General features: G+C 54.1%; 24 protein-coding genes and 4 tRNA genes. 19 read left to right on the top strand and 9 right to left on the bottom strand.

Features of this window, described 5'->3' with window-relative positions; all coding sequences use genetic code 11:
* The first annotated feature begins 60 nt into the window (after positions 1 to 60).
* Together IEW12_RS11440 and IEW12_RS11435 are read left to right on the top strand one after the other, a co-directional pair.
* Positions 61 to 675, top strand: a complete 615-nt coding sequence (locus IEW12_RS11440; RefSeq protein ID WP_188566171.1) for a nucleotide-binding protein — start codon at positions 61 to 63, stop codon at positions 673 to 675.
* Positions 676 to 895: 220 nt separating this feature from the next.
* Positions 896 to 1,501 (top strand): lysophospholipid acyltransferase family protein, encoded by a 606-nt coding sequence (locus tag IEW12_RS11435; RefSeq protein WP_188566170.1) that lies wholly within the window; start codon positions 896 to 898, stop codon positions 1,499 to 1,501.
* Positions 1,502 to 1,586: 85 nt separating this feature from the next.
* On the opposite strand, the gene pstS (IEW12_RS11430) is transcribed toward IEW12_RS11435, so the two are convergent.
* Positions 1,587 to 2,636, bottom strand: a complete 1,050-nt coding sequence (gene pstS / locus IEW12_RS11430) for a phosphate ABC transporter substrate-binding protein PstS (RefSeq protein WP_188566169.1) — start codon at positions 2,634 to 2,636, stop codon at positions 1,587 to 1,589.
* Between pstS (IEW12_RS11430) and IEW12_RS11425 the strand changes: the two genes are divergently transcribed.
* From IEW12_RS11425 to IEW12_RS11410, 4 genes are all read left to right on the top strand, one after another.
* The gene (locus IEW12_RS11425; RefSeq protein WP_188566168.1) at positions 2,635 to 2,787 is read left to right on the top strand and encodes a hypothetical protein; all 153 of its coding nucleotides are present in this window, start codon (positions 2,635 to 2,637) and stop codon (positions 2,785 to 2,787) included. The genes pstS (IEW12_RS11430) and IEW12_RS11425 overlap by 2 nt on opposite strands.
* A gap of 181 nt (positions 2,788 to 2,968) precedes the next feature.
* On the top strand, positions 2,969 to 3,469 hold the full coding sequence (locus tag IEW12_RS11420) for a hypothetical protein (RefSeq protein ID WP_188566167.1): 501 nt from the start codon (positions 2,969 to 2,971) through the stop codon (positions 3,467 to 3,469).
* Between the two features lie 162 nt (positions 3,470 to 3,631).
* A complete protein-coding gene (locus tag IEW12_RS11415; RefSeq protein WP_188566166.1) occupies positions 3,632 to 4,399 on the top strand; it encodes a GNAT family N-acetyltransferase in 768 nt (255 codons plus the stop codon).
* Positions 4,396 to 5,277 carry a UDP-2,3-diacylglucosamine diphosphatase gene (locus tag IEW12_RS11410; RefSeq protein ID WP_188566165.1) on the top strand — a complete coding sequence of 294 codons (882 nt, stop codon included), beginning with the start codon at positions 4,396 to 4,398 and terminating at the stop codon, positions 5,275 to 5,277. The genes IEW12_RS11415 and IEW12_RS11410 overlap by 4 nt, the downstream gene beginning before the upstream one ends.
* Before the next feature lie 144 nt (positions 5,278 to 5,421).
* Here the strand turns inward: IEW12_RS11410 and sixA are convergent, their stop codons facing one another.
* A complete protein-coding gene (gene sixA, locus IEW12_RS11405; protein ID WP_188566164.1) occupies positions 5,422 to 5,880 on the bottom strand; it encodes a phosphohistidine phosphatase SixA in 459 nt (152 codons plus the stop codon).
* On the bottom strand, positions 5,881 to 8,049 hold the full coding sequence (ppk1, locus tag IEW12_RS11400; protein WP_188566163.1) for a polyphosphate kinase 1: 2,169 nt from the start codon (positions 8,047 to 8,049) through the stop codon (positions 5,881 to 5,883).
* A gap of 242 nt (positions 8,050 to 8,291) precedes the next feature.
* On the opposite strand from ppk1, the gene pstS (IEW12_RS11395) reads away from it, so the two are divergent.
* The 7 genes from pstS (IEW12_RS11395) to phoR all read left to right on the top strand — a co-directional run bounded on the left by pstS (IEW12_RS11395) (position 8,292) and on the right by phoR (position 15,190).
* Positions 8,292 to 9,335, top strand: coding sequence for a phosphate ABC transporter substrate-binding protein PstS (gene pstS / locus IEW12_RS11395; RefSeq protein WP_188566162.1), 1,044 nt, complete (start codon positions 8,292 to 8,294; stop codon positions 9,333 to 9,335).
* A gap of 192 nt (positions 9,336 to 9,527) precedes the next feature.
* Entirely contained in the window at positions 9,528 to 10,472 is a 945-nt protein-coding gene (gene pstC, locus IEW12_RS11390; protein WP_229751124.1) for a phosphate ABC transporter permease subunit PstC, read from the top strand.
* Positions 10,469 to 11,329 (top strand): phosphate ABC transporter permease PstA, encoded by an 861-nt coding sequence (gene pstA / locus IEW12_RS11385; protein WP_188566161.1) that lies wholly within the window; start codon positions 10,469 to 10,471, stop codon positions 11,327 to 11,329. The genes pstC and pstA overlap by 4 nt, the downstream gene beginning before the upstream one ends.
* A gap of 18 nt (positions 11,330 to 11,347) precedes the next feature.
* Positions 11,348 to 12,127: a phosphate ABC transporter ATP-binding protein PstB gene (gene pstB / locus IEW12_RS11380; protein WP_188566160.1), complete on the top strand. Its 780-nt coding sequence runs from the start codon at positions 11,348 to 11,350 to the stop codon at positions 12,125 to 12,127.
* Between the two features lie 52 nt (positions 12,128 to 12,179).
* Positions 12,180 to 12,890, top strand: a complete 711-nt coding sequence (gene phoU, locus IEW12_RS11375; RefSeq protein WP_188566159.1) for a phosphate signaling complex protein PhoU — start codon at positions 12,180 to 12,182, stop codon at positions 12,888 to 12,890.
* Positions 12,891 to 12,973: 83 nt separating this feature from the next.
* The gene (gene phoB, locus IEW12_RS11370; protein ID WP_188566158.1) at positions 12,974 to 13,663 is read left to right on the top strand and encodes a phosphate regulon transcriptional regulator PhoB; all 690 of its coding nucleotides are present in this window, start codon (positions 12,974 to 12,976) and stop codon (positions 13,661 to 13,663) included.
* Between the two features lie 225 nt (positions 13,664 to 13,888).
* The gene (phoR, locus tag IEW12_RS11365; protein ID WP_188566157.1) at positions 13,889 to 15,190 is read left to right on the top strand and encodes a phosphate regulon sensor histidine kinase PhoR; all 1,302 of its coding nucleotides are present in this window, start codon (positions 13,889 to 13,891) and stop codon (positions 15,188 to 15,190) included.
* A gap of 114 nt (positions 15,191 to 15,304) precedes the next feature.
* Here phoR and IEW12_RS11360 read toward each other — a convergent pair whose 3' ends face one another.
* From IEW12_RS11360 to metG, 3 genes are all read right to left on the bottom strand, one after another.
* Entirely contained in the window at positions 15,305 to 17,131 is a 1,827-nt protein-coding gene (locus IEW12_RS11360) for an aminopeptidase P family protein (protein WP_188566156.1), read from the bottom strand.
* Positions 17,132 to 17,308: 177 nt separating this feature from the next.
* Positions 17,309 to 17,788, bottom strand: coding sequence for a GNAT family N-acetyltransferase (locus tag IEW12_RS11355; RefSeq protein WP_188566155.1), 480 nt, complete (start codon positions 17,786 to 17,788; stop codon positions 17,309 to 17,311).
* A gap of 20 nt (positions 17,789 to 17,808) precedes the next feature.
* On the bottom strand, positions 17,809 to 19,884 hold the full coding sequence (gene metG, locus IEW12_RS11350) for a methionine--tRNA ligase (RefSeq protein ID WP_188566154.1): 2,076 nt from the start codon (positions 19,882 to 19,884) through the stop codon (positions 17,809 to 17,811).
* Positions 19,885 to 20,160: 276 nt separating this feature from the next.
* On the opposite strand from metG, the gene apbC reads away from it, so the two are divergent.
* Positions 20,161 to 21,249, top strand: coding sequence for an iron-sulfur cluster carrier protein ApbC (gene apbC / locus IEW12_RS11345; RefSeq protein ID WP_188566153.1), 1,089 nt, complete (start codon positions 20,161 to 20,163; stop codon positions 21,247 to 21,249).
* A gap of 115 nt (positions 21,250 to 21,364) precedes the next feature.
* On the opposite strand, the gene IEW12_RS11340 is transcribed toward apbC, so the two are convergent.
* The 3 genes from IEW12_RS11340 to IEW12_RS11330 all read right to left on the bottom strand — a co-directional run bounded on the left by IEW12_RS11340 (position 21,365) and on the right by IEW12_RS11330 (position 22,619).
* Positions 21,365 to 21,441 (bottom strand) — tRNA-Pro (locus tag IEW12_RS11340).
* A 143-nt stretch (positions 21,442 to 21,584) separates the two neighbouring features.
* A tRNA-Pro gene (locus IEW12_RS11335) sits at positions 21,585 to 21,661 on the bottom strand.
* Positions 21,662 to 21,713: 52 nt separating this feature from the next.
* Positions 21,714 to 22,619 carry an RluA family pseudouridine synthase gene (locus IEW12_RS11330; RefSeq protein ID WP_229751053.1) on the bottom strand — a complete coding sequence of 302 codons (906 nt, stop codon included), beginning with the start codon at positions 22,617 to 22,619 and terminating at the stop codon, positions 21,714 to 21,716.
* 155 nt (positions 22,620 to 22,774) lie between these two features.
* Here IEW12_RS11330 and gltX point away from each other — a divergent pair, with 155 nt between their 5' ends.
* The 5 genes from gltX (at position 22,775) to IEW12_RS11305 (ending at position 26,920) form a co-directional block, all read left to right on the top strand.
* On the top strand, positions 22,775 to 24,169 hold the full coding sequence (gene gltX / locus IEW12_RS11325) for a glutamate--tRNA ligase (protein WP_188566152.1): 1,395 nt from the start codon (positions 22,775 to 22,777) through the stop codon (positions 24,167 to 24,169).
* A gap of 56 nt (positions 24,170 to 24,225) precedes the next feature.
* Positions 24,226 to 24,301 (top strand) — tRNA-Ala (locus tag IEW12_RS11320).
* 148 nt (positions 24,302 to 24,449) lie between these two features.
* A tRNA-Glu gene (locus tag IEW12_RS11315) sits at positions 24,450 to 24,525 on the top strand.
* A 401-nt stretch (positions 24,526 to 24,926) separates the two neighbouring features.
* On the top strand, positions 24,927 to 25,559 hold the full coding sequence (locus tag IEW12_RS11310; protein WP_188566798.1) for an ABC transporter ATP-binding protein: 633 nt from the start codon (positions 24,927 to 24,929) through the stop codon (positions 25,557 to 25,559).
* Between the two features lie 368 nt (positions 25,560 to 25,927).
* Positions 25,928 to 26,920, top strand: coding sequence for an alpha/beta fold hydrolase (locus IEW12_RS11305; RefSeq protein ID WP_229751052.1), 993 nt, complete (start codon positions 25,928 to 25,930; stop codon positions 26,918 to 26,920).
* The last annotated feature ends 43 nt before the right edge of the window (positions 26,921 to 26,963 follow it).

The raw sequence follows: 26,963 nt of genomic DNA, 5'->3' as shown, positions 1-26,963 counted from the left end.
CTAGCTTTCTTTTCAGCACTGCAGATCTTCCCGAATTTCCATTGAGAATAAGGAGCAAGCATGCAAGTTATCGTGATCGCCAATCCCAAGGGCGGCGTCGGCAAAAGTACTTTCTCGACCAACCTGGCGGGTTATTTTGCCTCCCGGGGGCACCATGTGATGCTGGGCGACGTCGACAGCCAGCAATCCTCACGTAACTGGCTATCCCTGCGGCCTGCCAATCTGCCTGCGATTCAGGCCTGGGATATCGTGGATGGGCATATCGCCAAGCCGCCCAAGGGCACCACGCATATGGTGCTGGATACGCCTGCAGGCCTGAAGGGTGCCAAGCTGGACGCGGTATTGAGGATTGCCACCAAGGTGGTCGTGCCGCTGCAGCCCTCCATCTTTGATATCCTCGCCACAGAAGAATTTCTGAACAAGCTGGCCAAAAAAGAAGGTAATTTCCAGGCAGGCGTGCTCGGCATGCGGGTCAATGGCCGTAGTCGCGCGGCAGACCAGCTTCATCACTATGTGGAGCAGCGCGGCCTACCTGTGTTGGGCTTCCTGCGTGATACGCAGAACTACATACAACTGGCCGCCCACGGTGCAACGCTGTGGGACGTGGCGCCGTCACGCGTGGAAAAAGACCTGGAGCAATGGCAGGATATCCTGCGCTGGATAGAAAAAACCTGAAAATGGAGTGAATCTCCAGAACACGCCAGACATTCCGCCTACACTGTATTCAAGTCTTAGGATAGGCGCACGCACTGAGTCTGATGACTGTATTTGCCCAGAGTTTTGCGTTGTTGATAATAAAACCCGGAAATTAATTTCTACGACTTGCTCGCAGTCACTATAATGCTGCCTGCCGTCAGTTTTAATTGTTTCTCTTTTATTATCAAAGACTTAGCTCATGCATCATACGATTTTCGATACTCCCGTCATTAATAGTCTCATGTTCTTGTTTTCTACCGGCATGCTGCGTCTGCTAGGCTGGAAGATAGACGGAAGGGCCCCAGCCGAATCCAAATACGTGATGATCGCCGCCCCGCATACCAGCAACTGGGATTTCCCCTATACCCTGATGGCCGCCTTTGCGATGCGCCTGAATCTTTACTGGATGGGCAAGGACACGCTGTTTCCACCGGTGCTTGGCAGTGTGATGCGCTGGTTGGGCGGCATTGCAGTCAACCGCCGCCAATCCGGCAATATGGTGCAGGGTACGGTGGACGCTTTCCATAACGCGCAGCAACTGGCGGTAGTCGTGCCACCGGAAGGCACGCGCGGCAAGGTGACTCACTGGAAAACGGGTTTCTATTACATTGCTGTCGGCGCGAACGTGCCGATTGCTTTGGGCTACCTGGACTTCAAGCGCAAGGTCGGCGGCATAGGCAAGATGTTTTACCCTACCGGGAATCTGGAAGCCGATATGGCGGAGATACAGAAGTTTTACGCCGGCATCTCCGGCAAGAACCCGCATCAATTCAGCTCGGAGCATATCCAGGTCAAGGGAGATTGATGTCCTGCCTGTCCTTGGTGGGGCAGATGAAAAAGAGCCGGCGAATGCCGGCTCTTTTTCATTCAGGTTTCTGAATATTCTCTGCTTACTGCGGGGTCCAGTGCAGCGGCTTGCCCGCGGCATCTGTCACGGTAGTCATTTCCTTGAAGACCCGTGCCTGTATGGTGTCCGGCAGGCGCACCAGATCAACGCTGCTGACCAGATGATCACCGCTCATGAAGCTCCAGGTGAAGAACTTCATCGTCGCGATGGCTTTTTCCGGATTGGCGGCACTTTGCGGCATGATGACAAAGGTACCCATCGCGATAGGCCAGGTCGTTGCGCCCGGCTTGTCGGTCAGCATTTCTTCAAAGCTGCCGCGAGTTTTCCAGCCGCTGTTGTTCAACGCGGCTTCGAAGGCTGCGGCAGAAGGAGCCAGGAAATTACCGTCGCGGTTTTTCAGCGCGGCATAGTCCAGCTTGTCTTGCAGTACATAGTTATAGTCGATGTAGCTGATGGCATATGGCGTCTTCTTCACCGCTGCCGAGATCGCGCTACTGCCCTTGATCTGCTGCAGTTCTTCGTGCCACTTGATCGTAAAGTTTTTGCCGTAGCCGGTTTTCCAGCCGGCGCTGACTTTGCTCAGGTAATCGGTAAAATTATAGGTCGTACCGGAGCCGTCCTGGCGCACGATCACCGTGATGGCCTTATGCGGCAGGCGTAGCGACGGGTTCAGCGTGGTGAGTGCCGCATCGTCCCAGAAGCTGATCTTGCGCGCGAAAATATCCGCCAGCGCTTCGCCGGTCAATTTCAAATCTCCGGTCTTGATGCCGGGCAGGTTCACGACCGGCACTACGCCGGAAATCGCGGAAGGAAACTGAATCAGCTTTTCCTGCTTCAGGTCCGCCACCGTCATTGCCACGTCGCTGGCGCCAAAATCAACAGCCTTTGCCTTGATCTGCTTGATGCCGGTGGAAGAGCCGACTGCCTGATAGTCGAGGCTGGCGCCGGTTTTCTTGTTATAGGCATCCGCCCATTTATTGTACAAAGGAGCCGCGGCCGAGGAACCCGCCCCGGTGAGTGTTGCTGCACCGGCAGAGCCGGCGGAGACGGCACACAATACAGCGAAAGAAAAAGAGGAGAAAAATCGGGACATGGAAGCTAATAAAGGCAAAGAAAAGGGATGGGGAAGGGGCAGCAAGATGGAACGAATAGCGTGCGGAAATGTCAAAAATCAGGCCACGGTAGTTATTTGCCATGGTGAAACATTTAAAAATCTGCCGAATTATAGCCTTGAATCATATTGAAGGTGAATTTCTCCGGTTTTGTAATGTGCCTGTCACATACGGACTTTAATCTACGCGTGTCTGCAGGAATTTGATCAAATTGTTTATTTAATATGAATCAAATCCCTGAATGCCGGAATCTGCTTGTCTAATCTAGATATATTGTTTATATTATTTACGTGTTTAATTATCGGAGAATCATATGGCAACAACGCCAGTGAAAAAAGTCGCAGTGAAAACCAAGGCTGCGGTTGCGCCGGCGAAAAATATTGTCGCTGCTGCCGCCAAGGCTCCCGTAGCGAAAGCAGTAAAACCTTCGCCTGCCGCGAAGGCTGTAGTTAAGCCCGCAGTTAAGCCGGTAGCAGATAAGGCCGCTGCGAAGCCTGCTGCAAAAGGGGTAAAAAAACCTGTTGTCGCCGTCAAGCCGGCTGCTGCCAAGCCTGCGCCTATCATCCTGGCTGCGAACAAGGACAAGGCGAAGAAGCCGAAACTGGTGCGCGACAGCTTCACGATGCCGGAAACTGAATACGAAGTGCTGAGCCAGGTCAAGAAAGCCTGCATCAGCGCCGGTGTGGAAGTCAAGAAGAGCCAGTTGCTGCGCATAGGCCTGGTGCTGTTGAAAAAGACCGACGTCAACGCACTGAAAATCCTGATCGCAGGCTTGGAACCGCTAAAAGCGGGCCGTCCCAAGAAAGAAAAATAAGCTTCCACAAGCTTGAAATGCCTGCCGACAACAGCCTGCAAGATGCGGGCTGTTGTTTTTTGTGGATGTCATCAAACCGACATGAAATTGTCATGTTGCTGAAGTAATCGATCGTTAATCTTCGTCCGTGCACACAAGGCACCTAGACTTAGAGGACTACGAATGAGATTACTCACCATCCCCGCTGATGCTAACCCCAGTTTTTCCAAACTCAGTCTCAGCCTTGCCAGTACTGCCAAAGAAGTCAAGGAAGTACAGCGCCTGCGCTACAAGGTCTTCATAGAATCCATGGGATTGTCCACGCTGACTAATCCCGAAGGCCTGGATAAGGATGAGTTTGACGAGCACTGCGACCACCTGATTGTACGTGACACCAAATCCCTGAAAGTAGTCGGCACTTACCGCATTCTCGGCCCGAATGCAGCACGTCATATCGGCCGTTATTACTCTGAAACAGAATTTGACCTGTCGCGCCTGGAAAATATCCGCGGCAGCATCGCCGAGGCGGGCCGTGCCTGTATCCATCCTGATTATCGTAGCGGCGCCGTCATCATGCTGTTGTGGGCCGGACTGGCTGCCTATATGCAGCGCGAGCGTTGCACCTATCTGATAGGCTGCGCCAGCATCAGCCTCAGCGACGGCGGCCATAATGCTGCTGCCATCTACCGCAATTTCAAGGAAAACGACTTCTCGCCGCTGGAATACCGCGTCAAGCCGCATCTGCCTTTCCCTATCGAGGAAATGGACACCGGCACCGAAGCGCGTATCCCTCCTTTACTGCGCGGTTATCTGCGTGCCGGCGCCTGGGTTTGCGGCGAACCGGCCTGGGATCCTGATTTCCATAGCGCGGATCTGTTTGTGATGTTGCCGTTGGCGAATCTGGACAATCGATATGCGAAACACTACGGAACAGAGGAGAAGCCTCAGTGAAACCAGCCGACCAGTTCCTGGATAGAAAATTTCTGAAAACCAGCAAGAAGGACGTCATACGTTTCCGCACCATCTGGATATCGGATGTGCATCTGGGAACGACAGGCTGCCAGGCTGCGCGCTTACTGGAATTTTTACAGGCAACTGAGTCGGAAACCCTGTACCTCGTTGGCGATATTGTCGATGGCTGGCAATTGAAGCGGCGCTGGTACTGGGACCAGGTACACAATAATGTAGTGCAAACAGTATTGAAGAAGGCCAAGAAGGGCACCGATGTCATCTTCGTGCCGGGTAATCATGATGAGGCCATACGCCAGTTCATCGACCTGGATTTTGGCGGCATCAAGATACGTGACGAGTTGGTGCACACTACCGCCCAGGGCAAGCGCATGCTGGTACTGCACGGCGACCGCTTTGACGGCGTGATCGCCTGCGCCAAGTGGCTGGCCTATGTCGGCGACAATCTGTACACGGTGATCCTGAAGTTTAATCAGTTGTATAACAACTGGCGCGCCCGCGCCGGTTTGCCGTACTGGTCCTTGTCGCAATATCTGAAGCTGAAGGTCAAGAATGCAGTGAGCTATATCACTTCATTTGAAGATGCGCTGGCAGACGAGGCGCGCAAGAAAGGGCTGGACGGCGTGATCTGCGGCCATATCCACAAGCCGGAAATCCGCGACATAGGCGGCGTCACTTATTGCAATGATGGCGACTGGGTCGAAAGCCTGTCTGCACTGGTGGAAGAAGCCAATGGCGAACTGCGCCTGGTAAGCTGGCAAGACATCATGCAGCGCAGCCATTCGCTGGAAGCGATCTCGGATATTTCCGAAGAGAGTGCCGTGGAGCCGGTTGCAGAGGAAGAAGCGCTGCACGCCTGAAGCTCAATATCGGCTAAGCAGATAAGCAGATAAGCAGATAAGCAGATAAGCAGTTTGCCGCAGCAGCTTGGCGGTAATTACGACAAACCACCGATTTTTATTCCCTGTTTTTTGTTCAGCCCTGCGCCAGTCCGAGGGCCTAGCTTACTTGACCACCAGATCGGGCGACATGATCGCCTTCAGGTAAGTCTGCAATTCATCTTCGCGCGGCTTCTGCGTAATCCACCACACATTGCCTTTGCGTACAGCGCATTCCTGCTGTGGCGTACCCAGTACCTGTGCCGCGACCAGGCCCAGGTAAGGCTGGTGGCCGACGATCAGTACCGGCTCGCGGCTATTGGGCCAGTTGGCGGCGGTTAGCACGTCTTCTATGCTGGCGCCGACGCTGAGCTCAGGCACAGTTTTGAACTTGCGGTGCAGATGGGCCACGGTTTCCTGTGTCCGGACTGCCGGGCTGACCAGGATGCGGCAGGTCTCGGGCAGATTGCTGTCCAGCCAGCGCGCCATCTTGGCGGCCTGCTTCTGGCCTTTGCCGGTCAGCTTGCGTTCTGCGTCCGGTTCACCTTCTTCTGCTTCTGCGTGGCGCCACAAGATGAGTTCCATTTAGCTACCTTCGGATAGAGAGCCTAAATGCTGCATTAAATATTGTTGTGCGCAGAAGCTCTGCTGCTTGCCCCTGACCCGTTTACGCTGGTATTCACCCTCTGAATCCAGCACCCATGCATTGACATTGTCTTTCAGGTAAGGTTCAAGGCCTTCGCTGATCACGCGCTTTTTCTGTGCCTTTTCCAGCACGGGGAAGGCTACTTCGATGCGGCGGAACAGGTTGCGGTTCATCCAGTCTGCGCTGGCCAGGTACACGTCATGCTGCAAGTCGTTGCGGAAGTAATAGATGCGGCTGTGCTCCAGGAAGCGGCCTATGATGGAGCGCACCTTGATGTTTTCCGACAAACCCGGCACGCCGGGGCGCAGTGCGCAGGCGCCGCGTATGATCAAATCTATTTTTACGCCATCGGCAGAGGCTGCATACAGCGCGCGTATGACGGATTCATCCAGCAGCGCGTTCATCTTCGCAATGATGCGGCCCGGACGGCCGGATTTGGCGATCTTGGCTTCGTTGCGGATAGCCTTGATGATTTGCGGCTGCAGCGCAAACGGCGCCAGCCACAGGTAATCGAGCTTTTTCGGCTTGGTCAGGCCGGTCAGGTGGATGAAGATCTCATTTACTTCGGCCGCCAGTTCGGGATGTGCCGTCAGCAGGCCGAAGTCGGTATAAAACTTGGTAGTGGACGGATGGTAGTTGCCGGTGCCCAGATGGGCGTAGTGGCGCAGCACACCGCCTTCTTCGCGCCGTATCACCAGCGCCAGCTTGGCATGGGTCTTCAAGCCAACGACGCCGTACACCACCTGGGCGCCGGCTCTTTGCAGTTTGTCGGCCCAGTTGATGTTTGCTTCTTCATCAAAGCGCGCCATCAACTCCACGATCACCGTGACTTCCTTGCCCTGCTGTGCCGCGACGATCAGCGACTCCATCAAGTCAGAATTCATACCCGTACGGTAGATGGTCTGCTTGATCGCGACCACGCATGGATCGACCGAGGCCGCGCGGATGAAATCGATGACGGTCTGGAAAGGCTGGAACGGATGGTGCAGCAGGATGTCCTGCTTGTTCAACAACGTAAATATGTCGGTATGCGCGTATTTGCCGCTGACCTTGGCTGTGAAAGGAGGGAAGCGCAGATTGGGTTGTTTGACATGATCGACCAGCTCGGACAGGCGTACCATATTTACCGGGCCATCCACCGGATACAGGCGGTTTCTGTGCAGCGAAAACTGCTCCAGCAGGAAGTCTGACAGGTTTTCCGGGCAATTCTTTGCCACTTCCAGGCGTACCGCTACGCCGAATTGCCGGCTCTGCAATTCGCCCTGCAAGGCCTGACGCAGATTCTTGACCTCTTCTTCATCGACCCACAGGTCGCTGTCGCGAGTGACCCGAAATTGCGAATAAGACAAAACCTCGCGGCCATTGAACAGATCGGCAATATGCGCGTGGATGATGGAGGACAGCAGGCATAGCGCGACGCCGCCATCGGATAGTTCATCCGGCAGGCGTATTACCCGCGGCAGTACCCGTGGGGCCTTGACGATGGCAATCGCCGTGCCGCGGCCGAAAGCATCCTTGCCGGCCAGCGATACGATGAAATTCAAGCTCTTGTTGACGACTTGAGGGAACGGGTGGGCCGGGTCCAGGCCGATAGGCGTCAGCAGCGGCCGCACTTCGCGTTCGAAATAGGATTTGACCCAGGCTCTTTGCGCCTCATTGCGGTCATTGTGGCGCAGCAGGTGGACGCCGTTCTTGGACAACTGCGGCAGGATTTCCTGGTTCAGCACCGCATATTGGCGCGCGACCAGTTCATGGCATTCCTGCCCGATACGGTCCAGCGTGGCTAAAAAGGCAGGATGCTGCGCCAGTTCACCATCAACAGTGTTTTGCGCCAGCAGGCTGGCGACCCTGACTTCAAAGAATTCATCCAGGTTGCTGCCGACTATGCACAGATAGCGCAGGCGTTCCAGCAGGGGCACATTCTTGTCCTCAGCTTGCGCCAGAACCCGCCAATTGAATGCAATCTGGGAAATTTCCCGGTCCAGGAAAATGACGGAACGGGATAATTCAGTTGGAGCAGAATTTGTAACAAGGCTGGTTTTGACAAGACTTTCTTGTTTTTCTGCTTGCACTTCTACCGGCGGATTGTCTACATCGCGTTGTTGCATAGTCGCTCACATGTCATAAAAGCCCAAACCTCATGTTACTCAGAAAAAATCAAAAAAATCAGACGCTACTAATATATAGCTTAGTGCATTGTAAAGAGAGGATGTTACGGCTATATGACAAGAAAATTGCTATAAATATAATTATTTCATGAATTTAAAATCTGCGTCATAATCCTGTCATATTTGTTTTGTACAGTTCGCTTCGTGTTACTGATGTCATATTATTTAACCCTGAGGTGAATATGCAATTCAATCAAATTATGAAATCGCTGGCAATTGCCATCGGTGCAGCAGTTTCCTTTTCGGCAGCACACGCAGCTGACATTACCGGTGCTGGCGCTACGTTCCCATATCCTATCTATGCTAAATGGGCAGAAGCCTACAAAAAAGCAACCGGCAATGGCCTGAACTACCAGTCCATCGGCTCCGGCGGCGGCATCAAGCAGATCAAAGCCAAGACTGTTGATTTCGGTGCTTCCGACATGCCTTTGAAAGCAGAAGAACTGGAAGCTGAAGGCCTGGCACAGTTCCCAGCCATCATCGGCGGCGTTGTTCCTGTTGTCAACATTGACGGCATCGAACCAGGCAAGATGAAACTGACTGGCGACGTACTGGCTGCTATCTACATGGGCAAAGTCACTAAATGGAATGCGCCTGAAATCGTTGCGCTGAACGCCGGCATGAAATTGCCAGCAGAAGACATCACAGTGGTACACCGTTCGGACGGTTCCGGCACAACTTTCGTATGGACTGACTACCTGAGCAAAGTCAACGCTGAATTCAAAACAGCAGTCGGCTCCAGCACAGCAGTTAAATGGCCAGTAGGCCTGGGCGGCAAAGGTAACGAAGGCGTTGCTGCCAACGTACAGCGTATCAAGAACTCCATCGGTTACGTGGAATACGCTTATGTGAAGAAAAACAAAATGACTTACACCCTGGTGAAAAACCTGGACGGTAACTTCGCACAACCAGACGACGACAACTTCAAGGCAGCAGCTGCCGGTGCCGACTGGGCGAAAACTCCAGGTATGGGCGTGATCCTGACTAACCAGCCAGGTAAAGCTACATGGCCTATCTCCAGCGCTTCCTTCATCCTGATGCACAAAGCACAGGCTGACGCAGCAAAGGGCAAAGAAGTATTGAAATTCTTTGACTGGTCTTTCAAAAACGGTGGTGCGATGGCAGCGGAACTGGACTACGTTGCTTTGCCACCAGCAGTAACAAAGATGATCGAAGACGGCTGGAAAGCACAGATCAAGGATTCCTCCGCAAAGGCAATCTGGTAATCAAGCTTTACTCCATCTCGTGAACGACTGCGACCCTGCACCGGTAAGATGCAGGGTCGCATCTTTGTTGGAAAACTGTCCATGAATGCTCAACAACCGTCAACAACTATGTCAGCTTCCCAGCCAACACAAACAAATCAAGACACTTCGCCCGACAAGCAATTGAATGCGGTGAAGGAGTCCCAGGTGGATATGGCTGCGGTGATGCGCAGACAGCAACTCCAGGACTGGTTCTTTCATAAGCTGACATTCACCTTTGCCCTGAGTGTCTTGCTGGTCCTGATCGGCATTATTATTTCCCTGTTTATCGGCGCCATACCCGCGATGCGCGAGTTTGGGCCTTCGTTTATCTGGACCATAGAATGGGATCCGGTGAACGACAAGTTCGGCGGCCTGATTGCCATTTTCGGTACGCTGGCGACTTCATTGATAGCGCTGCTGATCGCTTTTCCGGTCAGCTTCGGTATCGCCCTGTTTTTGACGGAAATTTGCCCGGTATGGCTGAAGCGGCCACTGGGTACCGCGATTGAATTACTGGCCGGTGTGCCTAGCATTATCTACGGCATGTGGGGCCTGTTCGTCTTTGCACCGCTGTTCGCAACCTATGTGCAGCCTGCACTGTCTGCCACGCTGGGCAATGTGCCTGTGCTGGGTGCCTTGTTCTCCGGTCCGAAGATCGGTATCGGCATCCTGGCCGCCGGCATCATCCTGGCTATCATGATCATCCCTTTCATCGCCTCCGTCATGCGTGATGTATTCGAGGTCGTGCCTGCGGTGCTGAAGGAATCTGCCTACGGCCTGGGCTGCACCCGATGGGAAGTGGTCAGGAAGATCGTGCTGCCTTACACCAAGGTCGGCGTTGTCGGAGGTGTCATGCTGGGTCTGGGCCGCGCTCTGGGCGAGACCATGGCGGTTACTTTCATGATCGGTAATGCGCACAAGATATCGTGGTCGCTGTTTGCAGCAGGTAACAGTATTGCGTCGACACTGGCAAATGAATTTGCAGAGGCGGAATCAACTCTGCACGTGTCATCGCTGTTCCTGCTCGGCCTGATCCTGTTCGTGATTACATTCCTGGTTTTATCCGCAGCGAAGCTCCTGCTGCTGGGTTTGCGTAGAAAAGAAGGTGCAAAATGAACGAATCTGCAAACAATCCCGTTTATAAAAAACGCCTGAGGCAGCACAAAATAGGCATCGCCCTGTCATCGATTGCGATGGCTTTGGGTGTGTTCTTCCTGATGTGGATTTTGTTCACTCTGCTGATCAAGGGCTTCAGCGCACTGAACCTGGCGATGTTCGTGGAAACCACGCCGGCACCGGGTAGTGAAGGCGGCGGCTTGATGAATGCGATAGTCGGCAGCTTGCTGATCGTCGTCAGCGCAACCGTCATCAGTACACCGATCGGCATCCTGGCCGGTATCTACCTGGCGGAATACGGCGAATCCAACCGCTTCAGCGATGTGACCCGCTTTGTAACGGACATCATGTTGTCTGCACCGTCCATCGTGATCGGCCTGTTTGTGTATGCGCTGTATGTTGCGCAGGTCAAGCATTTCTCCGGCTGGGCCGGTAGTATCGCGATCTCGCTGATCGCTGTGCCTGTCGTAGTGCGTACAACCGACAATATGCTGGGCCTGGTGCCGACCAGCCTGCGCGAAGCTGCTTTTGCGCTGGGAGCGCCGCGCTGGAAAGTCGCATTGATGATACGCCTGCGTGCAGTGAAAGCCGGTATTGTCACTGGCGTGTTGCTGGCGGTTGCACGTATCTCCGGTGAAACAGCGCCTTTGCTGTACACCGCGCTGAACAACCAGTTCTTCAATGCTGACATGAACAAGCCTATGGCCAACTTGCCGAACGTGATCTTCCAGTTTGCGATGAGCCCGTATGACAACTGGCGTTCGCTGGCATGGGGCGGCGCCTTGTTGATTACTTTCAGTGTGCTGGGTTTGAATATCCTGTCCCGCACCATCTTCAGCCAAAAAGTTCAAAACTAATTTCCTGGAAAAAACGATATGTCTACTCCAACTACAACGCAGAACAAGATGTCCATCGAAATTTCGGGCTTGAATTTTTTCTATGGCGCTACCCGCAGCCTGAAAGATATCAATCTGAATATACACGACAAGAAGGTAACGGCTTTCATCGGCCCTTCCGGTTGCGGAAAATCGACCTTGCTGCGCACGCTGAACCGCATGTATGACCTGTACCCAGGCCAGCGCGCCGAAGGCAAGATCATGTACAACGGCCGCAATATCCTTGACCAGGGCCAGGACATCAACCTGCTGCGCGCCAAGGTCGGCATGGTATTTCAGAAGCCTACGCCTTTCCCTATGTCGGTCTACGACAATATCGCTTTCGGCGTGCGTCTGTATGAAAACCTGCCTAAGGGCGAGATGGACGAACGCGTGGAATGGGCATTGAAAAAAGCCGCGCTGTGGACCGAAGTAAAAGACAAGCTGAACAAGAGTGGGCTGAGCTTGTCCGGCGGTCAGCAACAGCGTTTGTGCATCGCGCGCGGCGTATCGGTCAAGCCTGAAGTGCTGCTGCTGGATGAACCTACGTCTGCGCTGGATCCTATCTCTACCGTCAAGATTGAAGAACTGATCACCGAGCTGAAGCAGGATTACACGATAGCGATTGTGACCCATAACATGCAACAGGCGGCACGCTGCTCCGACTACACCGCCTACATGTATCTGGGCGAACTGGTCGAATTCGGCGAAACCGATCACATCTTCATGAACCCGATGAAGAAAGAAACCCAGGATTACATCACCGGTCGCTTTGGTTGATTGAACTGCAAACCCAACGCGAAACTGATAACAGATATTTAAGGAGAACCTTGTGACTGGCGAACATTCTTCAAAACAGTATGATATGGACCTGGAAACGATACGTTCCAAGGTGTTGTTGATGGGCGGCCTGGTGGAAAGCCATTTCCACGATGCGATGTCCTGCTACAGGACCGGCAATGCAGTGCAAGCCGAAGTAGTCATCAAGTCGGATGAAGAGGTCAACCGTCTGGAAGTAGCACTGGATGACATGTGCAGCCACTTGATCGTCAAACGTCAGCCGACAGCGAATGACCTGCGTACTGTGATGTCCACAGGCAAAGTAATTACCGATCTGGAGCGCATAGGCGACGAATCGACCAAGATCGCCCGTATTGCCAGGGACGCGCAAGCCAACCAGAAGAGCGTCGCGATTTTCAACGGTTACGATACCGTGCGCGTATTGGCCAATGGTGTAGGCGAAATGCTGCATCAGGCGCTGGATGCGTTTGCCCGCCTGGATGAAAAACAGGCGATCAAGCTGATTGCCCAGGATGCGTTGATCGACAATGATTTCCGCTCCATCATGCGCAACCTGATCACCTTCATGATGGAAGATCCTAGCACGATTTCTTCTTCATTGAACACGCTGTGGATCGCCAAGGCGATAGAGCGCATCGGCGATCACTCGAAGAATATTGCCGAACACGTGATCTACATCGTTGAAGGCAAGGATATCCGCCACTCCGATTACGTGGCAAGCAAGCAGGAACAGACTAACTAATTTAAGGAAGGTCTTTGGCAGTCTGGCCGCAAGGGAAAGCGGCGAGCAAGGAAGATTGCTGGATTGCTAAAGGCCGAAAAATAATGGCTGCTGATAAAACTACTATCCTGATAGTCGAAGACGAGCCGGCGATTGTTGAGCTGGTGACATTCAGTTTGCGCGCGGCGGGCTGGAATACTTTTGCTGTCAATAATACGGCAGAAGCCTGGGATTTTATCCAGCGCCGCACGCCACAATTGATCTTGCTGGACTGGATGCTGCCCGACCAGAGCGGTTTGCGCCTGCTGTCCAAGATACGGGCAGACCGCCAGCTCAATGAAATGCCGGTGATCATGCTGACAGCCAAGAGCATGGAAGAAGACAAGATTGCCGGTCTCGACCACGGTGCCGACGATTACGTGACCAAGCCATTCTCGCCACGCGAGCTGACTGCACGCATCAAGGCACTGCTGCGCCGCAAGAGTCCGGAACATGCGCAGACCTCGCTGACGGCTGGCGCAGTCATCCTGGATCCGGTGAGCTGTACCGTCAAGATCGATGAACAGAAGGTGGACATCGGCCATGCCGAGTACAAGCTGCTGAAGTTCTTCATGGCGCATCCGGAACGGGTTTTTTCCCGCAGCCAGCTGCTGGACAAGGTCTGGGGCGATCACGTTGTAATAGAAGAGCGTACCGTCGACGTACACGTGCTGCGTTTGCGCAAGGTATTGAAAAATGCCGAGTCGCTGATCAAGACAGTGCGCAGTGTTGGCTATATGCTGTCTGAAAAGTAATTTCCATCCGCTGTCCTGAACAAATCCCCTGTCCGTCTGCCGCCTCTATTCAGTCATCAATAGGCGGCACACGGTATCAGCGGAGTAGCATATTTGCAATAGCTTGTGTATGCTGCGCTAAGCGAGCCGAAGGCGTCAGTTGTGTTGGCCGCTCCCTTTGTTCTCGGCAGATGTTTGGTTATGGCCTGTACGCAGGCCAGGTTTGATGTTTCAAGGTATTCATTAATGCATCCTCATCTCCTGTTTTGGGTTCCCGCGATTGTCCGCATGCTGGTGGTGCTGATTGGTGGCGCACTGGTCTGGTTTTTTGTAGGCCCGATGTGGGGGCTTTCGACAGCACTGGTCGGCATGATAGGGCTGATCGTGATCCAGCTATCTTATCTGCTGCGCCTGGGTGACTGGCTGGATAACCCTACCAGTGTCAGGCTGCCTGACGGATGGGGCGCATGGACTGAAATATTTTCACGCTTGTATCGCCTGCGTCGCGGCGATGAAAAAAACCAGGCTGAGCTGGCAGAGTGGCTGGCCCGTTTCCGCCAGGCGATGACCTTGCTTCCCGACGGCGTTGTCATCATGGATGACGTGCTGTTTCTGGAGTGGTGCAATCCGGCTGCGGAAAAACATTTGGGCCTCAGCCTTTCCAAGGACAAGGGCATGCGCGTGACCAACCTGGTGCGCAGTCCGGAATTCATGGATTACATCATTCTCGGCCGCTATGAAACGCCGCTGACGCTGGCTTTCCGCGACCGCAAGCTGATCGTGCACATTATCCCGTTTGAAAACCGCAGGCAGATTCTGGTGACGCATGACATCACCGAATCCGAACGCATAGACATGATGCGGCGAGACTTCATTGCCAATGCTTCGCATGAGCTGCGCACGCCTTTGACAGTGATCAACGGCTTCCTCGAAATCGCTTCGATGGAGCCCAACCTGGATGCGCAGACTCGTTTGTCCCATCTGAAGCTGATGACCGAGCAGGGCGAACGCATGCAAAGGCTGGTGGAAGACATGCTGACGCTGACGCGGCTGGAATCGATGGACCATCCTATCCGCCCGGAAGCAGTCAATATGCGGGTGCTACTGGATAAGATCTTGCAGGAAGCGCATGCGCTGTCGGCAGGCCGCCACGAGATTACGCTGGAATTCGATGGCCCGGACATTTTGGGCAGCACCGACGAGATACGCAGTGCATTGATCAACCTGGTCACCAATGCGATACGCTACACACCGGAAAAAGGCACGATCAAACTGATCTGGAAGAACTATGCGACCGGGCCTAAATTCATCGTGCAGGATAACGGCATAGGCATCAGCGCCGAGCACATTTCCAGGCTGACCGAGCGCTTCTACCGCGTGGACAAGAGCCGCTCGCGCGAAACCCAGGGCACCGGCCTGGGCCTGGCCATCGTCAAGCACGTCTTGCTGCGGCATAAAGCCAACCTGGCGGTGGAATCTACGCCTGAAGTAGGAAGCAAGTTTTGCGTACAGTTTCCTATCACCGCAATTGCGCCGGTCGAGGCCTGAACTTAGGCAGCAATATTTGGGCAGCAGTATTTAGACAGTAATAAAAAACGCCGCGTGGATGCATCACGCGGCGTTTTTGTTTGTAACGGTGCCAACCGCCAATTTATGCTTAGCTTATCTGGCGATTGCCTTGGTGCGTTCCTGCAGCCAGGCCTTGGCATCACCGCTCACGCGCGGCAGCAAGCGTTCCAGCACGGTTGCATGGTATTCATTGACCCAGTTGATTTCATCGTCGCGCAGCAGGCTCAGGTCCATGCAGCGGGTATCGATAGGGCAGAGCGTCAGGGTTTCAAATTTCAGGTATTCGCCGAACTCGGTTGTTTGCGCCGGCACATTCAGCAGCAGGTTTTCAATACGTACGCCCCATTTGCCCGGACGATAGATGCCGGGTTCGTTGGATGTGATCATGCCTGGCTCCATCGCGGTATGCGGCTCCGGCATTGCATAGCAGGAGATGGATTGCGGGCCTTCATGCACATTCAGGAAGTAGCCCACGCCGTGGCCGGTACCATGGCCGTAGTTGACGCCATCCGCCCATATCGGTGCGCGGGCAATCGTGTCCAGCATAGGCGACAAGGTGCCGCGCGGGAACTGGGTGCGGGTCAGCGCGATCATGCCTTTCAATACCAGGGTAAAGTCGCGCTTTTGTTCCGCCGAGACCGTGCCGATAGGAATGACGCGGGTGATATCGGTAGTGCCGTTCAGATACTGGCCGCCGGAATCTATCAGCAGCAGGCCATTGCCCTCAATGACGGAGTGCGATTCCGGCGTGGCGCGGTAGTGCGGCATTGCGCCATTCGGGTTAAACCCCGCAATGGTATTGAAGCTGAGCGAAACAAAGTGAGGCTGGCGCGCTCTTGCCGCTGTCAGCTTTTCATCGACGGTCAGTTCGGTAATGCGCTCCTTGCCAATCGCCTGCTCAAACCAGGCAAAAAATTCGCTCAAAGCGGCGCCGTCCTGCTCCATCGCTTCGCGTACGAATTGCGCCTCCTGCGCGTTCTTGCGCGATTTGGCAAAGACCGAGGGATTAATGGCTTCGATGACTTTGACCGTTTGTGGGATGGCCTGGCGGAATCCATAGGTGATGCGGCGTGGATCAATCAGCAGCTTGGCGCTGTCAGGCAAGGCAGACAGGCTGGCAGCGGCGCTTTCATACGCGGCAATCTTGACGCCGTCCTTGGCCAGCGCTGCAGCGATATCTGCGGGAATCTTGTTCGGCGATACGAATAGCGTGGCTTCGTGCAAGCCTATCAATGCATGGCCGACGAAAACAGGGTTATAGCTGACATCGGCACCGCGCAGATTGAAAATCCAGGCCAGGTCATCCACGGTGGAAACAAAATGCCAGTCCGTGCCTTTGGCCTGCATTTGTTCACGTACCAGTTGCAGTTTTTCGCTGCGGCTGACCACGCCATACGGCGCCGCATGTTCATAGATGGCAGCCACGGGCACTGGTGGGCGATCAGCCCAGATATCCTGCAGCAAGTCATGGCTGGTGTACAGGCGCACGTCCTTTGCGCTCAGCGCTTGCTCCAGTGCCCTGGCAGTCGCCAGGCCGAGCACTGCGCCATCTATGCCGACGATCTGTCCGGCATGCATGTTTGCTGCCAGCCAGTCTATATGCATGGTGGCGGCAGCCGACGGTATCTTCATCATCTGGATGCCGGTCGGTGCCAGTTCTTTTTCCGCTTGTTCCCAATAGCGGCTGTCCACCCACAGGCCGGCGAATTCAGCCGTCACGATCAGGGTGCCGACAGAGCCGGTAAAACCGGAATAGCGTGCGCGCCCTTGCCAGCGTTCCGGCAGGTATTCCGACAAATGCGGATCTGCCGATGGAATGATGTAGGCGTCCAGGCCTTTTTCGCGCATTGCTTGGCGCAGTTGCACGATGAGGGCAGGGACAGGGGAGGTGACTGCGTTGGGGCTGATTGGACTATTCATGAATGGCTTTACGTGATGGGTTCTAGTATCGCCGGCGACGGCTGGCGATGCACTCCCGGTATCTGGGGCTGGACGGTAAGTCGAGCTAAAAGTATAAGGTAAATATATTTAAAAAGCCGAAATTGCCGGAATTCGTGATTTTGTTTTGAAAATTCCTGCTTTTGCAGGAAAAACGCGCTATCGCTTCAAGAAACGGCGCATGACATTCGGCGGAGGATCGTTGGGATTGGCGTGCGCATATTCCAGCTCCGGCGCCAGTTCGAAACCATAGGTGGCGTACAGGTCCAGCAGCCGAGGCTGGTCAGAGCGCACACCCAGCCGCAATTCTGCGATGCCGGCTGTCTGCGCCGAGTGGATAACGGCTTCCAGCAAGTGCTGCGACAAGGAGGTTCCGCGAAAAGCCGGTAGTACGCCCATGCGCAGCATTTCCCAGACATCTGTTGCGGTTTCCAGCGGCAGCCAGCGTACCGAGCCTACCGGCTCTTCATCGGCAAGCAAAACAAAGCCGCCGCCCAGGCGCAGGTCATTGGAGACCCGTTCCATATCTTCAGTGTGGCCGGTGGAAGATGCTGCGACCTTGCCTGCCCAGCAGCTACGGGTCAGATGCGCGATCAGTTGCGCATCTGCGGATTCTGCCTCTTTGACCTGTATCTTCATTCTACGAGGATTTGCGGAAATTAACGTACGCGCATGCCTGGTGTTGCGCCTGGCCATGGTTCCAGCACATACAGGCCTGGGTTGGCTTTTTCGTCCGCAGCAGATGCCGCGAGCACCATTCCTTCCGACATGCCGAACTTCATCTTGCGCGGCGCCAGGTTGGCTACCATCACAGTGTATTTGCCGACCAGTTGCTCCGGCTGGTAAGCCGATTTGATGCCGGAGAATACATTACGCGTACGGCCTTCGCCGACGTCCAGCGTCAGGCGCAGCAATTTGTCCGAGCCTTCTACGTGCTCGCAATTGACGATCTTGGCAATCCGCAAATCGATCTTGGCAAAGTCATCGATCTTGATCTCCGGCGCCAGTTCTTCAATATTGCTTGCTGCCGCTTCAGTTGCCGGCGCAGCAGTTGCTGCAGTAGTTGCCGCAGCTACTTCCGTAGGCGCATCGAACAGGGAATCAAAAATCTTGATGTCCACGCGCTGCATCAAGTGGTTGTACGGATTGACGACATGGCCGTCAGGCAAAGGTGTGCCCACATGCGCCCATTGCAGCGGAGCGATATTCAATTGCGCTTCCACCTGCGCCGCTACCTGCGGCAATACCGGCTTCAGGTAGATCGTCAGGATACGGAAGGCTTCCAGCAGGCGGCTGCAGACTTCTTGCAAGGCAGCATCCTTGGCCGGATCTTTTGCCAGTTCCCAGGGCTTGTTCGCATCGACATAGGCATTGACGGCATCTGCCTGTTCCATGATTGCGCGCAGGGCCTTGCCGTATTCGCGACCTTCGTACAATGCCTGGATTTCCGGCGAGGCTTTGCGCAGGTTGCCGATGAAAGCATCGTCGTCGGTCGCCCACGCAGTTGTCACCGCGCCATTGAAACGCTTGGTAATGAAACCGGCGGCGCGGCTGGCGATGTTCACATATTTACCGATCAGGTCTGCATTCACGCGGGCGACGAAATCGTCCGGGTTCAAATCCAGGTCTTCCACTTTGGCGTTCAGCTTGGCGGCGAAGTAGTAGCGCAGCCATTCCGGGTTCATGCCGATTTCCAGATAGCGCAGTGGCGAGATGCCGGTACCGCGCGACTTGGACATTTTTTCGCCGGATACGGTGACAAAGCCGTGCGCAAACACATTGTCCGGTGTTTTGTAGCCGGAGAATTTCAGCATTGCCGGCCAGAACAGCGTATGGAAGTAGGTGATGTCCTTGCCGATGAAATGCACCTGCTCGGTTTTCGGATCGGCCATGAAGGCGTCATAGTCGCGGCCGGTCTTGCCGAAATAATTTTTCAGCGAAGCCAGGTAGCCTACCGGCGCATCCAGCCATACATAGAAATACTTGCCCGGCTCATCCGGAATCTCAATGCCGAAGTAAGGTGCGTCGCGGCTGATATCCCAGTCGCCCAGGCCGTTGTCGCCTTCCAGCCATTCCTTGCATTTGTTCGCCACTTCGGACTGCAGGCGCTTGCTGTTCAGCGCCCATTCGCGCAGAAATTCCACGCATTTGGCGTCGGACAATTTAAAGAAGAAGTGCTCGGACGATTTCATCACTGGCGTGGCGCCGGTCAATACCGAATACGGGTTCTTCAGTTCTGTCGGCGAATAGACCGAGCTGCAGACTTCGCAGGAATCGCCGTACTGGTCCTTGGCGCCGCATTTAGGGCACTCGCCTTTGATGTAGCGGTCTGGCAAGAACATGTTCTTCACCGGATCATAGAACTGTTCTATGGTCTTGCTGGTGATGAAGCCGGCAGCTTTCAGCTTGCGATAGATATCCTGCGACAGCGCATGGTTTTCCGGGCCATCGGTCGAGTGCCAGTTATCAAACGAGATGTGGAAGCCATCCAGATACTGCTTACGGCCGGCAGCGATCTGCGCGACGAATTCTTGCGGCGTGAGGCCGGCTTTTTCCGCAGCGATCATGATAGGTGCGCCATGCGCATCATCGGCACCGACAAACGACACGTCGCTACCCTGCATTCGCTGATGACGTACCCAGATATCGGCTTGCACATATTCCATGATGTGGCCGAGGTGGAAGGGCGCGTTAGCGTAGGGCAGGGCAGTAGTAACGAACAGCTTGCGAGTCATGTCAATGCACTTATCTAGTTGAGGGGAAAAAGGGTGAAACGAGGGCATTATTCTAACAGCGAAACGCCCCTTTCATTCAGTATGGTGTATTTCACATCAAATGAGTGATGCTGGGTACCGATCGGCGTCAGATTGGCATACGATTAATACTATTTGCTGAAATGATAAGCAATAATCTGGATGTCATGCCCCTGGATGCCCTGAGAGACTGCGGGGCTTTGTCATCCTGGCGGGCAATTTGCGCTAGACTTGCACACTAGCTATGGAGAGATATGCATGAGTATGACAACAGAAGACATTAAAGCCGCCTTGTCCAAGGTGATAGACCCGAATACCGGCAAGGATCTGGTGAGTTCCAAGTCTGTCAAAAACATCAAGATAGACGGTGCGGACGTCAGCCTGGACGTTGAGCTGGGTTATCCGGCCAAGAGCCAGATCGAGGGTATACGCGCTGCGGCGACTGCCGCCGTTGTTGCCGTGGCCGGCACAGGCAAGCTTAGCATCAACGTCTATTCAAAGATCGTCGCGCATGCGGTACAGCGCGGTATCAAGCTGATGCCGAATGTGAAAAACATTATTGCCGTTGCTTCGGGCAAAGGCGGCGTCGGCAAATCTACGACTGCCGTCAACCTGGCGCTGGCCTTGTCGGCAGAGGGTGCCTCGGTCGGCATCCTGGACGCGGATATCTACGGCCCTTCGCAGCCTATGATGATGGGTATTTCCGGCAAGCCGGAAACCAAGGATGGCAAAACCATGGAGCCGCTGGAAAACCACGGCCTGCAGGTATCCAGCATAGGCTTCATGATCAACCCCGACGAACCTATGGTATGGCGCGGCCCTATCGTGACTCAGGCCTTGCAGCAGTTGCTGGAGCAGACCAACTGGCGCGACCTGGATTATCTGATTGTGGATATGCCGCCAGGCACCGGCGACGTGCAGTTGACCTTGTCGCAAAAAGTGCCGGTCACCGGCGCCGTGATCGTGACTACGCCGCAGGATATTGCCTTGCTGGATGCGCGCAAGGGCCTGAAGATGTTTGAGAAAGTCGGCATTCCTATCTTGGGTATCGTGGAAAACATGAGTATCCATGTCTGCACCAACTGCGGCCATGCAGAGCATATCTTCGGCGAGGGCGGCGGCCAGAAAATGTGTGACGAATACGGCGTGGATTTCCTCGGCGGCTTGCCGCTGACGATGTCGATACGCCAGCAGGCTGATTCCGGTACGCCGACGGTAGTAGCGGATCCTGAAGGCAAGATTGCGGTGATCTATAAAGAGATCGCGCGCAAGATTGCAATCAAGGTGGCAGAGAAGGCGAAGGACATGACCAGCAAATTCCCGACTATCACGGTACAAAATACCTGATCGTAGTGATGGGGTAGTGCTTGCACTGCCCTGTATCAACGCACAGATGGTTCAAGCAGATGCAAAAGCTTTGCGCCAAAGAAAAAAGGATCGTCAAAGACGATCCTTTTTAAATTGGTCGGAGTACAAGGATTCGAACCTTGGACCCCCTGGTCCCAAACCAGGTGCGCTACCGGACTGCGCCACACTCCGAAACTTGCTTTGCATTTACTTTTAAAAAGTAAGTGCTGATTTTTATACTGTACTGCTTTCGCCAACAGCTTTCGCTATTGCGCGTCATCTTGCTGAGTTCCTACTTAAAGGAAAAAGGATCGTCTAAGACGATCCTTTAAATTTGGTCGGAGTACAAGGATTCGAACCTTGGACCCCCTGGTCCCAAACCAGGTGCGCTACCGGACTGCGCCACACTCCGAGGAAAAGAATTATATTGCGCAGGCCCAAAACTGTCAAGGTTTTTTGGTGGATTAGATATTTCTCTCGCTATGAAATTCGCGCATCTTCCCGGTAATCGGGTCTTCAAATGCAATTGACCTCGCCAGCAGTTTCAGAGGAGCAGAGAAATCATCCCCCTTGCAGGCCAGGGTTTCAGGATAAAACATATCGTTAATAATCGGTATGCCCAGGCTGGCCATGTGTACGCGCAACTGATGCTTTCTGCCTGTCACTGGTTGTAATTGATACAAACAATTTTCACCGCGATGTTCCAGTATATCAATGCGGGTTTCCGAGTTGGGTTCACCTGCTACCTCCTGCATCACAAAAAAATGATCCCCGTCCACCATGCGGCTGCGGTGTGTGTACGGCAGTTGCAGATCCGGTCTGTACGGGGCCAGCGCTTCATACGTCTTACTTATGCTGCGCTGCTGGAACATGACCTGGTAGGCGCCGCGGCTCTCTTTATTATGCGACAGCAGCATCACGCCGGCGGTTTCCCTATCCAGCCTGTGTATAGGAGTCAGGCTGTGCAGGCCGGTTTTTTGTTTCAGGCGTACCAGCAGGGTTTCGCGCAAAAAACGGCCGGTGGGTATCACCGGCAAAAAATGCGGCTTATCGACGACCAGTAGATGATCATCCTGATACAGGATATGTTCCTCAAAGGGTATCGGCGTCTCGTCTTCCAGTTCGCGGTAATAATATATACAGATGCCGCGACGGAAGGCACTGTTCGCCTGCAGTACCTCGCCATGCTGGTTCCTGACTTCGCCTTTTTGCATACGCGCAAGCCAGGTAGCCTCGCTGACGTCCGGATAGCGCTCCAGCAAAAAGCTCAGCAAGCCAGGCCAGTTACCTTCCGGCAGCCATAGATAGCTGGGGGCAATGCCGTCGCGTACGGGCAGGGGGGAGTTGAGGGTTTGCTGCCTGGAATTCACAGATGGTATTTGGATGTTGGTGCAATGCCAGCATGATACCTTCATAGTCTGAGGGCCGCTACGCATGTGCGGGTGCTGTTATGCACCCTATGTACTCTATAATGCTGGTTTTAACTTCATCGCGTTGCAGTGTTAGCATTGTGACTAGCCATACCATGACCGTTCGCACCCGTTTTGCTCCCAGCCCCACAGGTTATCTCCACGTAGGCGGCGCCCGTACTGCCTTGTTTTGCTGGGCATTTGCCCGCAATACCGGCGGCACTTTTGTGTTGCGCATAGAAGATACCGATCTGGAGCGTTCCACGCCGGAGGCTGTGCAAGCCATCCTGGACGGCATGAACTGGCTGGGTTTGCAGCATGACGAAGGCCCGTTCTATCAGATGCAGCGCATGGACCGCTATCGTGAAGTGCTGGGACAAATGCTGGAAAAAGGCACGGCCTACCATTGCTATTCTTCCCCGGAAGAAGTGGAAGCAATGCGCGAGCGCCAGCGTGCTGCCGGCGAAAAGCCGCGTTACGACGGTACCTGGCGCCCTGATGCTGGCAAGACCTTGCCGGCTATTCCTGCTGACCGCAAGCCGGTGATACGCTTCAAAAATCCGCTGGATGGCGAAGTGAGCTGGAACGATGTGGTCAAGGGCAATATCACTATCGGCAACCGCGAACTGGATGATCTGGTGATCGCGCGTCCGGACGGCACTCCTACTTATAACTTCTGCGTAGCCGTGGACGACTGGGACATGCAAATTACCCACGTGATACGCGGCGACGATCACGTCAACAACACACCGCGTCAGATCAATATTCTGAATGCGCTGGGCGCCAGCCTGCCGCTGTATGGCCATGTGCCTATGATCCTGGGTACAGACGGGCAGAAATTATCCAAACGCCGCAATGACGTCAGCGTGATGGATTATCTGGTCAAAGGCTATTTGCCGGAAGCGATGCTGAACTACCTGGCACGCCTGGGCTGGAGCCACGGCGATGATGAAGTGTTTACGATGGAACAGATGTGCAGTTGGTTTGACCTGAGCCACCTGTCCATCTCGCCGGCACAGTTCAATCCCGAGAAGCTGGACTGGGTCAATAATCACTATATCAAGGCTGCCGACAACAACAGGCTGGCTGAGCTGGTGCGCGACAATATGCTGAAGGATGGCGCGGTATTTGAGAATGCACCAGCCTTGCCTGCAGTGATCGCGTTGATGAAAGAGCGCACCAATACCACGGTGGAATTGGCGCAAGCGGCGATGCTGTTTTACAGGCAGCCTGCGGCAGACGTCGATCTGCTGAAGCAGCACATCACCGACGCAGTCGCTCCGGCGCTGGCGCATTACACGGAACAGATCGCCAGTGTTGAATGGAACAAGGCGGCATTGTCTGCAATGATGAAAGAGACGCTGGCAAAATTCACGCTGAAGATGCCGCAACTGGCGATGCCTTTGCGCCTGTTGTTGACAGGCCAGTTGCAGACGCCATCGATCGATGCGGTTGTTGAATTGTTCGGGCGCGAGGTCGTTTTGTCGCGTTTGAAAAAATATTCATCTTGAGCACTAAAGCTATTTACATCGCAGAAATAAGTTTGCTATAATCTCGCTTCTGCACCGGGGGTATAGCTCAGCTGGGAGAGCGCTTGCATGGCATGCAAGAGGTCAGCGGTTCGATCCCGCTTACCTCCACCAGCAGACCGCATAAGCAGCAGATTAAAATGAAGTTTAAAAAATCTGTTGCCAAGCTAAGAAAAGGAATATATAATCTTTGTCTTGCTTGAATGCGACGAGAAATAAAGCGTAGCAAAAAAGCATAGGTCAGCAGTACGGACAGGTTACTGTCCCCATCGTCTAGAGGCCTAGGACATCACCCTTTCACGGTGAGTACAGGGGTTCGAATCCCCTTGGGGACGCCAAGATAAAAAAGGCTCTGAGAAATCAGAGCCTTTTTTGCTTTCCGGCCTCTTTTTATTGCAGTGCCCGCGCAGCAGTGCCGGAACACCTGTCATCACAGCGCGTAGCCGGTAATTTTATTTTTCCTTCCTGTGCCATTCAGCCAACGTGCCCACTAAGTTTTCAACTTGATGCTACCCGGCTTTCGCAGCTTCTCCTCGGTTCATCAATATTCATAGTATCGATAGCTTCGCCGGCCAATTTTTATCGCATGAATTTGTAGCGGCGTCTTCTGGCCTTGGCGGCAATTTGGTGGTTCGGTGCGCGCGTCCGGGATGAGTAAAACAAATGATATGATGAAATGAGTTCTAAATTAAAACAACCGCAACCTCGATCAAGTATCGGTGTTGCACCTGCCCTTCTTATGAAATCTACTCACAGCTTTATACTGCAAGCAAGCAATCTCACTTTTCATTATCCCGGGCGGGCATTGTTTAGTAACTGGTCGGCCGATATTCCATCGGGCATCACGCTGGTTCGTGGTGGCGACGGCACTGGTAAAAGCAGTTTGCTGCAGCTATTGGCGGGCGTCCTGCCGGCGCAGGCGGGGCAGCTTCAAATGCAGGGAGTGCGCCTAGACGAGCAGCCCGATGCGTATAGGCGGCAAATTTTCTGGATAGACCCGCGCACAGACGCGTTCGATCAGATGACGGCCATCGAGTATTTTGCTTCCGTGCGCGCGGCGTATCCCCAATTTGACGAGAAGCTGTTGCCAGACCTCACCGAAGGATTGTCGCTGACGTCTCACCTGAACAAGCAGTTGTACATGTTGTCCACCGGCAGCAAGCGCAAGGTCTGGCTGGCCGCTGTTTTTGCTGCAAACGCTGCCCTCAGCTTGCTGGACGATCCGTTCGCGGGGCTGGACAAGGCTTCTATCGGCTTTGTGGAAAAAATGCTCAACCAGGTCGCAGGCAATACTGCGCAGGCATGGATACTTGCGCTGTATCAGACGCCGATAGGCGTGCCGCTTTCTTCTGTCATCGATCTTGGTGATTGATGGATGAGGCAGAGAGATGGAGCAGAGATGCGTCGCATTTGTTTTTGATAAGCTCGGCCCTGAGAAATCAGGGCCTTTTTGTTTTCGGTTTGCTTTGCATTGTTCTGTGCGTCGGCCGGTTTGGATTTTGTTATAACTCTTGCTTGGTGATACCCTTTGTACCGTACCTGCTCACCTTGCTGACACGAACTTCAGTTCCGCAATCTCCCAAAGGGGGGAGAAAGTGCTAATCGCATGTGGTGATTTAGATATTGGGATGCACAGTTATTGTTTCGTTATGTACCGATATTCCTATCCGCGTTTGGACGCCGTCGACAACGGCGCCACCAGTACAGCTTTCATCTACCCTCAACAGTTGGAGAAACACCATGGAAGATAAATTCCAGGATACCGAAGTCGATCAGCAAAGGCGCAAGGTCCTGATCGGCAGCGCCGCCGCTGCGGTAGCAGCGAGCATGCCTCTGGCGGTTCTGGCTGCAGAAGAGAAAAAAGCAGACGCAACACCATCACACCCTCATCCAAAAGGAGCTAATCATATGAGCACGTTCAAAACCCGCGATGGCGTAGAAATTTATTATAAAGACTGGGGTGCAGGGCAGCCTATCGTCTTTTGCCACGGCTGGCCGCTGAACTCCGATAGCTGGGAATCGCAAATGCTTTTCCTGGCCGACAAGGGCTATCGCTGCATCGCCCATGACAGGCGCGGCCATGGCCGTTCCAGCCAGCCATGGAGCGGCAACGACATGGATCACTATGCCGACGATCTGGCGCAATTGATGGATCTGCTGGATCTGAAAAATGCCGTGTTGTTCGGTTTTTCTACCGGCGGCGGCGAAGTGGCGCGCTACATCGGCCGCCACGGCACCAAGCGGGTGGCCAAGGCTGGTCTGATCTCGGCCGTACCACCGATGATGGTGAAGACCGCTGATAATCCCGGTGGTGTGCCGATGAAAGTATTTGACGACATTCGTGCTGCGCAACTCGCCAACCGCTCGCAGTTCTACCTCGATCTTCCTTCCGGCCCCTTCTACGGCTTCAACCGCCCCGGCGCCAAGGTTTCGCAAGGGCTGATCAACTCCTGGTGGATGCAGGGCATGATGGGCGGCCACAAGAATACCTATGACTCCATCAAGGCCTTCTCCGAAACCGATTTCCGCCCAGACCTGAAGAAATTCGATATCCCGACGCTGATCATCCACGGTGATGACGACCAGGTCGTGCCTTTCGACGTGGGCGGCAATGCCTCAGCCAAGCTGGTCAAGAACGCCAAGTTCCTGGTCTACAAGGGCGCGCCGCACGGCCTGACCGATACCCATAAGGATCAGGTGAATGCCGATCTGCTGGCCTTTATCAAGGGCTAGCGAAGAAATTTACTGGTGTCTGATACCGGGTTTGTGTAGCCGC

This window comes from Parundibacterium terreum (assembly GCF_014636315.1).
Lineage (GTDB): Bacteria > Pseudomonadota > Gammaproteobacteria > Burkholderiales > Burkholderiaceae_D > Undibacterium > Undibacterium terreum.
The sequence above is the reverse complement of the archived record's forward strand: the minus strand, read 5'-3'. Positions and strand labels throughout refer to the sequence as shown.